The 13,567-nt window shown below is 69.5% G+C and carries 11 protein-coding genes; 8 read left to right on the forward strand and 3 right to left on the reverse strand.

All coding sequences use genetic code 11. From position 1 onward, the window contains the following. Window positions 1-36 precede the first annotated feature (36 nt). Both BO221_RS01095 and BO221_RS57215 read right to left on the reverse strand, forming a co-directional pair. Window positions 37-4,722: a translocation/assembly module TamB domain-containing protein gene (locus BO221_RS01095; protein WP_233165565.1), complete on the reverse strand. Its 4,686-nt coding sequence runs from the start codon at window positions 4,720-4,722 to the stop codon at window positions 37-39. Continuing rightward, window positions 4,719-6,974: an autotransporter assembly complex family protein gene (locus BO221_RS57215; protein ID WP_073558478.1), complete on the reverse strand. Its 2,256-nt coding sequence runs from the start codon at window positions 6,972-6,974 to the stop codon at window positions 4,719-4,721. The genes BO221_RS01095 and BO221_RS57215 overlap by 4 nt, the downstream gene beginning before the upstream one ends. 164 nt (window positions 6,975-7,138) lie before the next feature. Between BO221_RS57215 and BO221_RS01105 the strand changes: the two genes are divergently transcribed. Further along, window positions 7,139-7,456, forward strand: coding sequence for a hypothetical protein (locus tag BO221_RS01105; protein ID WP_073558479.1), 318 nt, complete (start codon window positions 7,139-7,141; stop codon window positions 7,454-7,456). A gap of 82 nt (window positions 7,457-7,538) precedes the next feature. Here the strand turns inward: BO221_RS01105 and BO221_RS01110 are convergent, their stop codons facing one another. Beyond that, window positions 7,539-9,089 carry a 4-alpha-glucanotransferase gene (locus tag BO221_RS01110; protein WP_073559384.1) on the reverse strand — a complete coding sequence of 517 codons (1,551 nt, stop codon included), beginning with the start codon at window positions 9,087-9,089 and terminating at the stop codon, window positions 7,539-7,541. Window positions 9,090-9,247: 158 nt separating this feature from the next. Between BO221_RS01110 and BO221_RS01115 the strand changes: the two genes are divergently transcribed. From BO221_RS01115 to BO221_RS01145, 7 genes are all read left to right on the forward strand, one after another. Further along, window positions 9,248-9,829: a DNA-3-methyladenine glycosylase gene (locus BO221_RS01115; RefSeq protein ID WP_073558480.1), complete on the forward strand. Its 582-nt coding sequence runs from the start codon at window positions 9,248-9,250 to the stop codon at window positions 9,827-9,829. A gap of 58 nt (window positions 9,830-9,887) precedes the next feature. Further along, on the forward strand, window positions 9,888-10,502 hold the full coding sequence (locus BO221_RS01120; RefSeq protein WP_143195288.1) for an RNA polymerase sigma factor: 615 nt from the start codon (window positions 9,888-9,890) through the stop codon (window positions 10,500-10,502). 60 nt (window positions 10,503-10,562) lie between these two features. After that, window positions 10,563-10,802 carry an anti-sigma factor gene (locus BO221_RS01125; protein ID WP_043413687.1) on the forward strand — a complete coding sequence of 80 codons (240 nt, stop codon included), beginning with the start codon at window positions 10,563-10,565 and terminating at the stop codon, window positions 10,800-10,802. Further along, complete coding sequence (locus tag BO221_RS01130; protein WP_073558481.1) at window positions 10,799-11,866, forward strand: radical SAM protein; 1,068 nt, start codon at window positions 10,799-10,801, stop codon at window positions 11,864-11,866. The genes BO221_RS01125 and BO221_RS01130 overlap by 4 nt, the downstream gene beginning before the upstream one ends. Before the next feature lie 11 nt (window positions 11,867-11,877). Further along, a complete protein-coding gene (locus BO221_RS01135; RefSeq protein ID WP_073558482.1) occupies window positions 11,878-12,492 on the forward strand; it encodes a DedA family protein in 615 nt (204 codons plus the stop codon). Window positions 12,493-12,595: 103 nt separating this feature from the next. Beyond that, on the forward strand, window positions 12,596-13,126 hold the full coding sequence (locus BO221_RS01140; protein WP_143195201.1) for a hypothetical protein: 531 nt from the start codon (window positions 12,596-12,598) through the stop codon (window positions 13,124-13,126). Then, the gene (locus BO221_RS01145) at window positions 13,123-13,482 is read left to right on the forward strand and encodes a hypothetical protein (RefSeq protein WP_073558484.1); all 360 of its coding nucleotides are present in this window, start codon (window positions 13,123-13,125) and stop codon (window positions 13,480-13,482) included. Before BO221_RS01140 ends, BO221_RS01145 begins: the two co-directional genes overlap by 4 nt. The last annotated feature ends 85 nt before the right edge of the window (window positions 13,483-13,567 follow it).

Below are 13,567 nucleotides of genomic sequence, written 5' to 3' on the forward strand. Positions count from 1 at the left end.
CGGGAGCGCGAGCACACCCGTCAAGCCGCCGGGCCGTCAGTAGTCCTTGCTCCAGATGACGTCCGCGGCGCCCTGCTGGGCGTCTCCGTACTCGCCCTCGACGCTCCACTGCGGGCTGAACTGGTACTCCAGCCGCACGGAGTTGTTGTTCTCGCGCCGGGTGGTGGACTGGGTCTGCGTGGCTCCCAGGCGTCCGCTGTAGCCCAGGTACAGGTCATCCGTGAGGTACGTGCCCACCTCCAGCCGGGTCCCCGAGAAGCCCTCCTCGCCGGCCTCGATGGTGAGCACGTCCAGTGGCAGCTTCGCGGCCAGTGCCTTGCGCGCCTGCGAGGCCAGCGCCGAGCCCAGCACCGAGGCCACCTGTTCCTGGTTCATCGACGCGCCCGAGCCCGCCTTCAGCGTGCGCCGGCCCGTGGCGAGCAGCGTGTAGATCTCCGTCTCCGGCAGCGGCGGCTCGCTGGTGGGCTTGATGGTGAACTCCTTGCCCTGCCCGCGCACGGTGACGAAGACCTTCACGCCCGCGCGCTCGTTGGCGTACTCGGCCGTGGCGTTGATGTAGGGCGTGGCCGCCGGGCCCGTGAAGCGCACCTGGCTGGAGTCCTGGATGGTGAGGCGCCGGCCCATCACCTCCACCTCGCCGCGCAGCACGCGCACCTCTCCATAGATGGAGGTGGCGTCCGAGTACTCGACGCGGAAGTTCTCCGACAGGCCGAGCTCCGCGTTGACGTCCGAGCCTCGCACCCAGAGGTTCTTCGGCGCGTTCACATTGACGATGAACTGGCGCTGCGGCTTCTCGTCCGCATGGACCGGGCCCGCGCCTCCCGTGGCCGTTCCCGGGCTCGCCGCGCCGGCCGTGGGAGCCGCTTGCTTCTGCTTGGGTGCCTTCATCGGTGCCCCGTTGCACACCAGGACGATGCCCTCGGGCCGGGCCAGTGCCTGGAGATCCTTGCGCTTGGCCTCGGGCAGGGTGATGTGGGCCTCGGGAATGACGAGGTTGCGCAGGTTGACGAGACTGCTGGACACCTCCCCCTCGAACTGGGTGCGCAGCCGCAGGAGGGCCAGGAGCTGGTCATCGTAGACGAGCGGGAAGTTGTCGAGGTTGCCCTCGCCGGTGAGGGCGTACGCCTCCGCCGAGGTGCGGTTCGCCTTGGCCTGGAACTTCAGCGTGCCGCCGCCGCTGCTCGCGGAGAGGTCCGAGAGATTCAGGTGCTTGTCGGTGACGTCGAGCGCCACGTGGATGTTCTGGTAGTCGCCCATGCCTTCCAGGGCGAGCCGGCCCTTCACCCACTCGAGCGTGCCCCGGTAGGTGGGCGCTCCGAGCGTGCCGCCCACGTGCACCTTCTCCATGCGCAGCACGCCGCCGATGCTGCGCACCATGGGCAGCTGCGAGCCGGAGAGGAAGGACAGGTCGAACTGGTGCGCGTCCGCCTCCACCTCCAGCGGCACCCGGGCGAAGTTCACGCCCCTGCGCAGCGTGGGCAGGGACAGGTCCTGCGTCACCTGGCCCTTGGCCATCAGCGTGCCGCCCCCGGGCGCGGAGAGGAGCGCGTTGAACACGGAGCGCGCGTCTCCATAGGTGTAGTGGAGGCGGGCCTGGCCGAGGCCAATCTGGCTCACGCCGATGTTCTGCACTCCGGCCGTGAGGTCCACCTGTGGGTCCGCCAGCGTGCCGCGCGCCCGCAGGTTCAGCGAGAGGACGTTCTGGAGGTCGGTGCTCCGCGAGTCCTGCTCCTCGGTCCGGCAGACCGAGGCCGGCCGCCCTCCGGTGCTAGAGGACGCCAGGCCCATCAGCTCGCGCTGGGAGATGGGGCCGGCCCGGACCGCCAGCGTGAAGGGGATGTAGCCCACCACCTCCTGGTCCTGCAGCGCGGCGATGGGCGCCTCGACGTGGGCATCCACCTGCGCGAGCAGCGTGCTCTCCCGCCGCGCGACGAGCTGCAGCTTCACGGAGTCCTTGTCCGTGTTCAGCGCGAGGTTGCCGTCCAGCGGCTGGATGCCATTCACCGTGGCCCGTTTCGCCTCCAGCTTCAGCTCGCCCACGGGCGCCAGCAGGGGGCCGGTGACGTTGGCCGTCATCGACAGCAGGCCGCCCGCGCGATCGGCCACGCCCAGTTGCGACAGCAGGCCCAGCGGCAGCTCGCTGACCTCCGCGCGCAGCTCGCGCATGGGCGTGTCCAGCATCTGGGCCGCCGAGGGCGGGTCCGTCAGCAACCGGCCGAGCGTGAAGGGCGTCGCGAGGTGGGCGGTGGCCTTGGAGCCGATGCCGTGCAGATCCAGGCTCGCGCTGAGCGTGCCGTCCTTGTCGTCGGAGCGGGCGGTGAGCTCGAAGCCGAGCGGCTCCCCGCGCAGCTCGGGAGGCAGCGCGCCCGGAGCGAGCACCACGGGCGGAGGCTGCTGGGACGGTGTACCCCAGTAACGCAGCCCCTCGCCCTTCAGCGCGAGTTGCAGGCGGGGATCATTCGCCATGCCCTTGAGCGTCATGGTGCCGGAGAGCATGCCGGTGGCGGACTCGGGCTGTCCGGCCATGCGCAGCGCGGGGCCGATGTCCACATGGTCCAGGGTCAGCTCCAGGTCCACGGGCTCGCGGCGGTGCTGTATCAGCGCCTGCACGGGCACGTCGTATTTCGCCGAGATGCGGCCCGCGGGGGCGTTGGCGGCGAAGGTGCCGGTGGCGCGGTCGCGCACGTAGCGGCCGTTCAGGTCGAAGCCCAGGTCCGCGTACTGCTGGTAGCGGCCCCCGCGCAGGGTGAGGTCCACCGTGGCGTCCGGACGGGCCATGCGGCCACTCACCGCCACCTGGCCGGAGAGCTGGCCGTCCACGTCGAGCGTCGCGGGCAGGAAGGCCTTGGGCAGCCGTCCGAGGTCGAAGTCGCGCAGCTCGGTGCGGGCGTTGATGCGCTCGCCCTCCATGCGCAGCGACAGCGAGAGGGCTTGAGGCCCGGAGGTGAGGAGGAGGGGCTCCTTCTCCGTGGCCACCTCCACGCGGCCGTTGCCCCAGCCCAGGTGGGTGGGGCGCTGGAGTGTCCATCCGGCCTCGGGGTAGCGCAGGGTGAGCGTGTCGAGCCCGAGGCCCTGGTTGTCCTTGTCCACGGTGCCCTTCAGGGACACGAGGAGGTTCGTGGCGCCGCCGGTGGTCACGGTGGCCTGGAGGGCGCGGTCGCGGGTGACGAGCGAGGCGGTCAGGTCCTCGAAGGTGCGGCCGCCGGCGCTCAGCTTCGTGGCCTCGAGCCTGGCATCCGTGGTGAGCGGCTGGGTGACGTCCGGCACGCGCGCGTCGAGCCTGAGGCCTTGCACGGACGTCTCCGCCCAGGCGAGGGACTCGAAGCCGCCCTTGACGCTGGCGGCGGGGTGGCGGACGGGGCCGGACACGGTGAAGTCCAGCGCGCCGCGGCCCGAGAGGGGCAGGGGCTTGCCGTCACCCAGCCGGCCCACGGTGTTGGCGAAGGCCTCCAGGTCCGAGGCCACGAGCCGGCCCTCGAGCCGCATGTCCTCCTGGGTGCCGCCGCCGCGCGCGCTGAGGCTGGCGCCGGGGACCTGGGCCTGGAGTTGGGAGAGCTCGAAGCGGCCCTGCTTCGCGCTCGCGTGCAGCTCCACCGGGCCGAGCGTCCGGCCTCCCACCTGCGAGGGAGGCAGGGTGAGGTCCACCGTGCCATCCAGGGTCTCCAGGCTCTTGCCGCCACCGGTGACGCGCAGGTCCGCGGCGAGCACGGTGCTCGGTCCGCCGCCCAGCAGCTTCCCCAGGTCGAGCTGGCGCACGCGGGCCGTCATCCCATCGGTGCGCAGCTGCTCCACATCCAGGGCTCCCTCCACTTCGGCGGTGCCGTCGGCGGCCTGGGCATCCAGGTCCACCCGCACCGTGTCACCCGCCAGGGCCACGGTGCCCGACAGGGTGACGGGCGCGGCCAGCGGGTAGGAGGGCAGGAAGGCGCGTGCCGTCTCCGGGGCCACGCTGAGCTGCTTCACCTCGACGCGGGCCTGCTTCTCGCCCTCCAGCCCGCCGGTGGCCTGGAGTGCGAGGCCCGGGGCGCTCATGTCCACGCCGGCGCTCAGCTTGCCTTCCTCGCCTCCGGCCTTCAGCGCCAGACGCACGGGGCCCGCCAGGGGTTTGCCGAGGCTGGCGGTGGCGTCGAGCTTCGCGTCGAGCGCCTCGGTGGCCGAGGCCCAGGAGGCCGTGCCCGAGGCATCCAGGTCATCCAGGCGCACCTCGCGGTTGCCCTCGGGCGCCTCCGCGACGTAGTCGACGGAGCCATTCTCGAGCTGGAGGTTCTCGAGGGTGAAGCGCAACGTGCCGCGCGGCGCGTTGGGATCCTCGGGTTTGGGATTCCGGGGCTCGATGGCGCGCGAGAGGTTGAGGCCGCGCTCGTCCTGGTGGAGGTAGAGGTGGGGCTGCTCCACGAGCGCGGAGCTGAGCACCACGTGTTTGCTCAGCAGGGGGAGGAGCGCCAGCCGTGCCTCCACCCGGTCCACTTCCGCCACCAGCTCGCCCTCGGGGTCGTACAGCTTCACCCCGGTGAGGACGGCGGAGCGCACGCCCAGGTCGAGCCCACCCAGCTCCACCCTGCCCGAGAGCTGCTCGTTCGCCTGCTGGACGGCGAGGGCCTGGATGCGGGCCTCACCGGCGGGTCCGGTGGCATAGATGAGGGCGCCGGCCACGAGCACCAGCACCAGCCCGAGGAGACCGAGCAGGCCCCACAGCAGCCATCGACTCCGGTGCTTCTTCAAAACGCTTCTCCGATTGACAGGAAGAACGTGCAGAGCCCTTCCGGGCTTCCCGCGTAGTAATTGGTGGCCGCGGCGCCTGCTGTCACCCCACCGAGTCCGAAGCAATCCCCCAGTCCCCCCAGGGTCTCGGGTGCTCCGCTGGTGGGGTCGAAGATGGGCAGGGGCCGGCCAATGTTCAACCTCCGGGCCAGGTCCAGCCGTATGGGCCCGACAATGGTCACGTAGCGCACGCCGAGCCCCACTGCCTGGTAGTGGTGGCTTCCGAAGACGCGGCTGCTCTCCTTGCGGACGTCGGACTGATGGGGCCCGAAGTTCAGCGGGCCGGCGCCCACCAGGCCCGTGTCGTGGAAGGCGGCGAGGTACAGATTGCCGATCAGCTTCATGCGCAGCTCCACCGAGGTCTCCAAGAGGCTGTTGCCGCCAATGGGGACGATCTGGTCCACGGGCGACACGTTGGATTCCTGGCTGATTCTGTTCATGGGGGCGAGCCGCCGGCTGTTGAAGCCGCGCATGGACGAGCCACCGCCGGCGAAGAAGCGGTTGACGATGGCGCTCTCTTGCCGGATGCGCTCGCCCGCCTCATTGGTGACCACGGCCGTCAGCAGCGTGCCCAGCCGCAGCCGCGCCGCCAGGGTGAAGCGGTCACTGTCTCCGAACGTGTAGTAGCCGCGCACGTCCGGCAGCACCCGCAGGAAGGTGTAGTCGCCCTGGAGGGGTCCACCGCCCTCCTGCAGCGACAGCGCGGTATAGAAGCCGCGCTTCGGCGCGATGATGTCATCGCGTCGGTCCCACTCGGCGATCTGCTCCAGGTAGCTCACCGAGATGTTGCAAGTGTCCGAGCCACTGTTCGGGGGGCAGCCCAGCACGAGGGGCGGGACGGTCGTTTGATCCTCCAGGCCCCGCTGGCCCTGGAGCCGGTAGACCTCGAGGTTGTAGCTGGGGAAGAGGGAGAACCTGGGGAGGGGCTCCCAGATGACGCCGCCGCTCAGGCGCCCGCCGATGAAGTTGTAGGCCTGCTCCAGTCCGCGCTCCGCGCTGAGCGTCGTCTGCAGCCGCAGGTCGCGGGCGACGAAGCGCGGCTGCTCGAACTGGGTGGACAGCTGGAAGACGAGGCCGTGCGGGGTGCTGAGGTTGGGCGAGTCCGGCACGCGGTCTCCATCCGTGTCGATCCGATCGAACGCGGCTCGGATGTCGGGGATGAAGGCATAACCCACCCGGCCCCCCACGGTGAGCCGGCGCAGGCCGCCGAGGAAGTTGCGGTCCGTCCACTCGCCCACCGCGCGCACCTCCTGCCGGGCCGCGTCCAGGCCCACGCCGCCACCCAGGCGGATGGAATGGAAGGGCGCCTCGCGCACGTCCACCACCACCGGCACCGTGCGGGCCTCCCGGTCTGGCGCGCCGCGGTTGACCTTCACCGCGCCGAACACGCCCATGCGGAAGATGCGCGCCTGGGCCTCGGACAGCGCCGACTCGCTGTACCACTCGCCCTTGCGGATGGCGCCCTGGGCCTGCTCGATGATGCGCAGCGGCTTCACCTGCGGATTGGCGTCCGTGGCCACGAAGATGTTGCCGAAGCGGTAGCGCGGGCCCGGTCTCACCTCCAGCAGCACCTTCGCTTCGCTCGTGGCCAGGTCCACCTGCACCTCGCCGCCCACCTCCGCCTCGGCGTAGCCCAGCTCGCGCAGGCGCTGCTGCATCAGCGCCTTCGTCTCCTCCCAGCCCTCCTCGCGGAAGATGGGCCGCTCCTCGCCCTCCCGGGCCTGCCGCAGCGGCAGCTCCGCCAGCACCCGTGAGACGTGCTCCGGGGGCAGCTCCTTCATCCCCTTCACCTCGAAGGTGCCCACCCGGGTGGGCTCGCCCTCCTGCCGCACCTTCACCCGGAGCGCGACGCCGTCCTCCCCCTGGCGCACCACCGTGTCCTGGAGCTGCTCCGACTCGAGCTGCATCTGGTAGTAGCCCTGCGACTGGTAGAAGCGCTTGATGCGCCGCAGGTCCGCGAGCCACGCGTTCTCGTCGAAGTAGTTGGGGCCCACGAAGGGGTTGAGCGGCTCCCACCAGGGCGTCTCACTGGTGACGATCTTCTCCTTGATGGCGGAGGCCTTGACCTCGCCGGCGCCCTCGATCTTCAGGTCCACCACCTTGGGCTGGTCCGGCCGGGTGGCGCCCGAGGTCGTGCCGCACCCGGTCGCGAGGAGGAGCAGGAGACTGGTACCGCGAAGTATCTGGCGAAGATGAGAGTCCGAGACGTCCACCCGGAATACATAGTCCGGACGGCATGGGATGCACCCTCCAGGAGTGGAGCGTCTCCGCCAGCGGACATTTCCCGCGCTCCGGGGAGCTGGCTCTGTCCGCTGGAGCGCGCCAGGAGACGCGTGGGACGTGCATCCGGAGCCCGCCTGCTCCAGAGTGGGGCCGTATGTCATGGCCAATCAGAGGATTCCTGGCGGCGGCGCTGGTGGTGCTCACCTCGTGTGGTGTGACCGATGATGAGATCGTGCAGATCAAGGAAGGGCAGACGTTGGGTGTGCCGGGCAGGCAGCTCGAGTACTGCACTACCCTCGGCTGCCGATTCCAGGACGAGGCCTGCCTCGAGGTGTTCTTCGAGTACGGCCGTTCACCCGCGCTGTGCCTCACGCTCGACGTGTGCGAGCGGCTCCAGTGCGCGAAGCAGGGCAACGAGTGCGCCATCTTCGACGGCTTCCCCGGCCAGGTGAAGTGCATGGAGCCGAGGTAGCGCGGCTTGGGGCCACGCGGTTGCTGGCGGCGCGGGCACCGGGCCCCTCTCGTGAAGAGGGACCCGGGCCGGTGCGGACACCTCAGCGGCGGGCCGAGGCGGTGAGGAGGCCCAGCCGCTCGGCGGCCTTGCGCGTGTCCTCGTTGGAGAGCAGGTCCTCGACGTTCTGGCTCATGCGGTAGGACCAGTTGGCGTCGCTCATGGAGCCCGGCAGGTTGATGCGGTCGTGCGTGCCGAGCACGTCCTGCCAGGGCAGCACGCACAAGTCACTGCCCGAGTTGAGCGCGGCGGCGAGCATGGCCCGGTGGAGCTCCGGGGTGAACTCGCGCGTGACGCCGAGGCCCTGGAACTCGGGGTAGACGCGCGCGATGGCCTGGCGCTCGTCCTGGGTGGCCGCGTTCTCCCACCAGTCGGCCACGGGCTCGGTGTCGTGGGTGCCGGTGGTGACGAGCGACACGGGCGGGAAGTCATGCGGGTTGCGGTAGACGGCGTCGTCGCGCTCCCAGCGCATCACCCGGTAGCCCGGCAGGCCCAGGTCCTTGAGGATGGCGCGCACGAAGGGCGGAATCACGCCCAGGTCCTCGGCGACGATGCCCGCGTCCTTCGACAGCAGGCGGAAGTTCTTCTCGCCGGAGCGCTTCCAGGCCTCCTCGGTGTCGGGGATGAAGCGGCCGGTGGGCGTCTTCTCGTCGCGGATCCACTGGCGGAAGTAGCCCACCGCGTGGTCCACCCGGCGCAGGTCGTAGTAGCTGGCCGCCTTGACGGCGCGCGACTTGAGCCAGCCGTAGTCGTCCTTCTCCATCCGCTCGAAGTCGAAGTAGGGCAGGCCCCAGTCCTGGCCCGTGGCGGAGAAGGCATCCGGCGGCACGCCCAGGCGCGCGTCGCGGCGCAGGATGTCCGGGTGCGCCCACACGTCCGAGCTGTCCTGGCCGATGATGAAGGGCTCGTCCCCGCACAGCAGCACGCCGCGCGCCTTGGCCCGCTCGCGCACCGTGTTCCACTGCGCCTCGGCCACCCACTGCAGCCAGGCGTGGTAGCGCACCTCGTGCTCCAGCCGCGCCGTCTCGGCCGCGAGCGCCTCGGGGTGCCGGTTCTTCAGCGGCTCCGGCCACTCCCACCAGGGCTTCTGGTGCCGGTCCTGGGAGATGGCGGTGTAGAGCGCGTAGCTCTCCAGCCACTCGCCCTGCTGCTTGCGCCAGGTGTCGAACTCCTTCGCGCGCGGGGCGTGGGGCCACTCGGTGCGGTCGAAGTGGTCGAAGGCCCGCCGGAACGCCGCGCCCTTGAGGCGGAAGACCAGGTCATAGCGGATGCGGGGGGCCGCGCGCGCCTCGGCCAGCAGCTGCTTCTCCTCGCCGGAGAGCGCCGCCTCGCCGCCGGTGGCGTGGAACTCGGGCAGCATCTCCAGGTTGATGAAGAGCGCGTTGAGCCCGAACGCCGAGCGCGTGGAGTAGGGGCTGGGGTCGCCCGGAGACGTGGGCAGGAGCGGCAGCAGCATCAGCAGGCGCTGGCGCGCCGCCTCCATCCACTGGAAGAGGCCGTCGAACCCGCCGAAGTCGCCGATACCGAAGTCGTTCTTCGAGCGGAGGGAGAAGAGCGGAAGCAGGAGACCGGAAATCCGGCCGGTGGAAGCCATGGTGGGCGCACAATGCATCACGTGCCCCCCGGTGTGAACTGTCCTTCTGCCCAGTCTGGCGGCGCCGTGGCCGCCTGTCGGCCTGGGGAGACATTCCGGGGGCTCTCCCGGCCCGGCCATTGACGGCAGGCGGAAGCGGCGGCATCCGTTCTCGTTCCGTGCGACTCCCCGTCTCCTTCTATGCGCGCCCCGCGCTCACCGTGGCCCGGGAGCTGTTGGGTACCCACCTGGTCTTCGAGCAGGGGGGCAGGCGGCGGGTGGGCCGCATCGTGGAGACGGAGGCCTACGTGGGGGAGCACGACCTGGCCTGCCACGCCTCCAAGGGGCGCACGCCCCGCACCGAGGTCCTCTTCGGTCCACCGGGGCGGGCCTACGTCTACCTCATCTATGGCATGTACCACTGCTTCAACGTGGTGACGGACCAGGAGGGAGTGGGCTCGGCGGTGCTGGTGCGGGCGGTGGAGCCGGTGGAGGGGTTGCCCGAGGATGTCCGGACGGACGGGCCGGGGCGGCTGTGCCGGGCCCTGGGGCTGACGCTGGCCCACAACCGTTGGGATTTGCAGGACGCGGCCCTCCATTTGACCCGGGGTGAGCCGGTGCCGGAGTCCCGGGTGGAGCGGGGCCCGCGCATCGGGGTGGACTATGCCGGGGAGTGGGCCCTGGAGCCGTACCGGCTGTGGATCCGAGGCAGTCAACACGTGAGCCGTCCACCTGTCCGCCGTCGCGGAGAGCGGCCTTGACGGGGCTCGGCTTGGCTGGGAGGGTGCGCCCCTAATGTCCGACGAGATGTCCGACGAGATGTCCGACGAGGCCGTCCGGGATGAGGATCGGCAGCTCGTGGCGCGGGCCCAGGCCGGCGACATCAGCGCCTTCGAGGCGTTGGTGGAGGCCCATCGGGACAAGGTGTACGGCCTGACGCTGCGGATGACGCGCTCCGAGGCGGATGCCGCCGAAATCACCCAGGACACCTTTCTGTCCGCCTATCAACACCTCAAGGACTTCCGGGGGGACGCGGCCTTCGGCTCGTGGGTGCACCGCATTGCCGCCAACAACGCCCTGATGCGGCTGAGGCACCGGCGGGTGGTGCAGGCGGCCGAGGAGGAGATCCAGGGCCCGGAGTTCACCGAGCGGGGGAGCCTGGCTGAGTACCCCCTCCAGGACTGGAGCCGGAGCGCCGAGGGCAAGATTCTGGATGCCGAGCTGGGGCGGGCCATCCAGGGGGCGGCCGACCGCCTGCCCGAGGGGTACCGGGAAGTCTTTCTCTTGAAAGACGTCGAGGGCCTCAGTTACGAACAGATCGCCGAGGTGACGGGGGATTCCATTCCCGCCATCAAGAGCCGGTTGCATCGCGCCCGGCTCGCGCTTCGCGAAGCCATCGACCAGTTCTACAATCAGGGCAGTGCGGGCGGGTGAAACCCATCAGGAGGCCAGGCATCTTCGTGAATGACGAGGCAGGCCACGGCCGAGGTTCGGATGTACACGTGTAAAGACGCCATCAACCTCCTGTTGAACTTCCTCGATGGCGAGATGACGCCCGAGGAGTCACGACACCTGAAGGAGCACCTGTCCGGGTGCGCGCCCTGTGTCGATTTCCTGCGGACCTACAAGGCCACGCCGGGGCTGTGTAAGCGTGCGATGGCCCAGCAGATGCCGAAGGAAGTCTCCGCGAAACTCACCGAATACCTGCGCGCGCGCATCAAGTCCGCCTCGTGAAGCTCAACCTGAAGTCGCTGTCGTTGCCGGAGTTGCAGCAGGCCCTCGCCCCCACGGAGCCCTCGCCCGTGGCCGTGCGCAAGGTGTTCGCCTCCGTGTTCGCCCATGGGGCCTCCTCGCTCGAGGAGGTGTGCCAGGCGCCCCAGGTACCGCGGCGCGTCGCGGACTTCCTCCGGGAAAACATGGAGATGACGCGGCTGGAGGTGGTGGAGCGGCGCAAGGCCGACGACGGCTTCGTGAAGTACCTCTTCGCCTCGCCCCTGGGGGGCCGGGTGGAGGCGGTGCGCATCCCCATCTTCGACCACAAGTACGTGGTGTGCATTTCCAGCCAGGTGGGCTGCGCGCTGGCGTGTGACTTCTGCATGACGGGCAAGCTGGGCTTCAAGCGCAACCTGCAGACCTGGGAGATTCTGGACCAGGTGATGCAGGTCCGCGCCGAGGCGGACCGGCCGGTGCGCGGCGTGGTGTTCATGGGGATGGGGGAGCCGCTGCTCAACTACACGGAGACGCTGCGCGCGGCGCAGATCCTCTCCCACCCGGCGGGCTTCGCGATTGCCGGGCCCTCCATCACCTTCTCCACGGCGGGCCATGTGCAGGCCATCCGGCGCTACGTGCGCGAGGGGCACCCGTACCGGCTGGCCTTCTCGGTGACGAGCGCCATCCCGGAGAAGCGGGTGAAGGTGCTGCCCATCGAGAAGACGCACCCGTTGCCGGAGCTGATCGACGCCATCCGCGAGTACTCCACGGTGCGGCGCGAGCGGGCGATGATCGCCTACGTGGCCATCAGCGGCTTCAACCTGGGGCGCGAGGATGCCGAGGCGCTGAAGGCGGCGTTCGAGGGCATCCCCATCAAGGTGGATTTGATTGATGTGACGGATCCGACGGGCAAGTACCTGCCGCCCTCGGCCGAGGAGTTGAAGGCGTTCCGGGACCACCTGCAAATCCTGGGAGCGCCGATTGCGCGGCGCTACTCGGGAGGCAAGGACATCGGGGCGGCGTGCGGGACGCTGGAAGCTTCACAATATGGCGGCGTGGTGCTGCCGCCTCCGGTGGCCGCTGGTTAAGTTGCCGGGGCATGGTCGAGTACCTCGACAACCTCATTTCCCACATCGGATTGCTGGGGCTGCTGGTGCTCGGGCTGGCGGCGGCGGTGGAGTACGTGGTGCCGCCGTTCCCCGGGGACACCATCACGCTGTTGGGCGGGGTGTACGCGGTACGGGGTGAGCACCCCTGGCCCCTGGTGTTCCTGGTGGTGGTGGCGGGGAGTGTGGTGGGGGCGCTCATCAACTACCAGGTGGGGCGGTGGCTGGTGGGGCGCTTCGAGCGGAAGCCTGGGGACGTGTTCTTCGGCATTTCCCATGCGCGGCTGGAGGCGGTGCAGTCGCAGATGCGGCACAAGGGGCCGTGGTTGCTGCTGGCCAACCGCTTCATCCCGGGCGTGCGGGGATTGATTTTCGTGGCGGCGGGGGCGGCGCACATGCCGCGCAGCAACGCGCTGATTCTCGGGGCGCTGTCGGCCATGGCGCACACGGGACTGGTGCTGGCGCTGGGCGCGGCGGTGGGCGGCAACCTGGAGCGGCTGGAGGCGTTGATGTGGCGCTACCAGTGGGCCGTCATCGGGCTGGTGGCGGTGGGCATGGTGGCGGCGCTGGTGCGCGCCCTGGCGAAGCGGAAGGCGCAGGCCACCTGAGCACGGTGCGGGACCTGTTGCCGGCCGCGCAAATTGTTACCGGCCATCGGCCTCGGTAGCGTCTCGTGGAATGTTCGCGAAAGCCTGCAGGCTTCTCCTGGTCGTGGTTTGTCTCCTGGCTCCAGGTGTTCTCCACGCCTCGCCGCCGGGGCTCCCCACGACGGTGTTGCTGGCCATGGTGCCGGACACGGTCCGCATCAAGATGCTGGCGGCCCTGGCGCGAGGAGATATCGCTGGCGCCATCTCCCTCTGGCAGCTCCAGACGAACCGGAACACCGTTCCCGCCGCGCTACAGGCCATGCAGAGCGCCTACAACGCGGTGAACAGGACGATGGGGCCTTGCAAGCAGGTTGCCCGGGATATCTCCAACGGCTTCAAGGCCTTTGGCGGCAGTCCGCAGTACGTCCGATTCAAGCCCCCTGGAAAGGTGCCCTATCTGGCTTGGGAGATGCGAGCAGGGGACCCGAAGAGCACCATTCAGATATCCGACATGGGCACGCACTACGCGGTCATGATGAAGGACAAGGTCTATGATGCCTTCACCGGGCCCGAGGGAATGGTTCTGAGTGAATACCTCAAACGGTTGGTGGCGCACGATGGTGTTCCTCTCTGGGAAGTGGTGAGCCTCCTATGAGCGCGCGGAACTCGACACCTTCGGAGCGTGACCGTCCGGTCTTCGTGTTGGATGTGTTGATGGGGATCCGGGAGGAGGCCCGGAGGGGGCGGCCCTTCTGGTTTTTTTTCGGGGCCGAGAACGCCGAGAACATGTGGTCCTATATCGCGGGCTATCTGCACTGCTGTTACCGCAACGGCTTCACCGATGAGGAGTGGGGCCGGTTCGTGGACTGGCTCGTGGACGTGAAGCACGAATTTCCCGAGGGTGGAGGTTGGGTGAAGAAGTTTCTCGACGACTGCGGTGGCGACCACGGCAAGGTGATCATGAAGTTCCTCGACCTCGCCGCGGAGTTCGTTGCCACGCAACGGGGCTGAGCACTGACACCCTCAACTGTCGTTCATCCATCCGTCGCCCTCGGGAGGCGTTGAGCGGACGCGCGGAGCCGCGATCAAGTGGCGG

Source organism: Archangium sp. Cb G35 (assembly GCF_001896145.1).
GTDB lineage: Bacteria > Myxococcota > Myxococcia > Myxococcales > Myxococcaceae > Archangium > Archangium violaceum.

What these genes read in the sequence shown, in the direction of transcription:
- BO221_RS01105 (WP_073558479.1), top strand. Translation starts at nt 7,139, where the DNA reads ATGTCATGGCCAATCAGAGGATTCCTGGCGGCGGCGCTGGTGGTGCTC.
- BO221_RS01110 (WP_073559384.1), bottom strand. Translation starts at nt 9,089, where the DNA reads ATGGCTTCCACCGGCCGGATTTCCGGTCTCCTGCTTCCGCTCTTCTCC.
- BO221_RS01120 (WP_143195288.1), top strand. Translation starts at nt 9,888, where the DNA reads ATGTCCGACGAGGCCGTCCGGGATGAGGATCGGCAGCTCGTGGCGCGG.
- BO221_RS01125 (WP_043413687.1), top strand. Translation starts at nt 10,563, where the DNA reads ATGTACACGTGTAAAGACGCCATCAACCTCCTGTTGAACTTCCTCGAT.
- BO221_RS01135 (WP_073558482.1), top strand. Translation starts at nt 11,878, where the DNA reads ATGGTCGAGTACCTCGACAACCTCATTTCCCACATCGGATTGCTGGGG.
- BO221_RS01145 (WP_073558484.1), top strand. Translation starts at nt 13,123, where the DNA reads ATGAGCGCGCGGAACTCGACACCTTCGGAGCGTGACCGTCCGGTCTTC.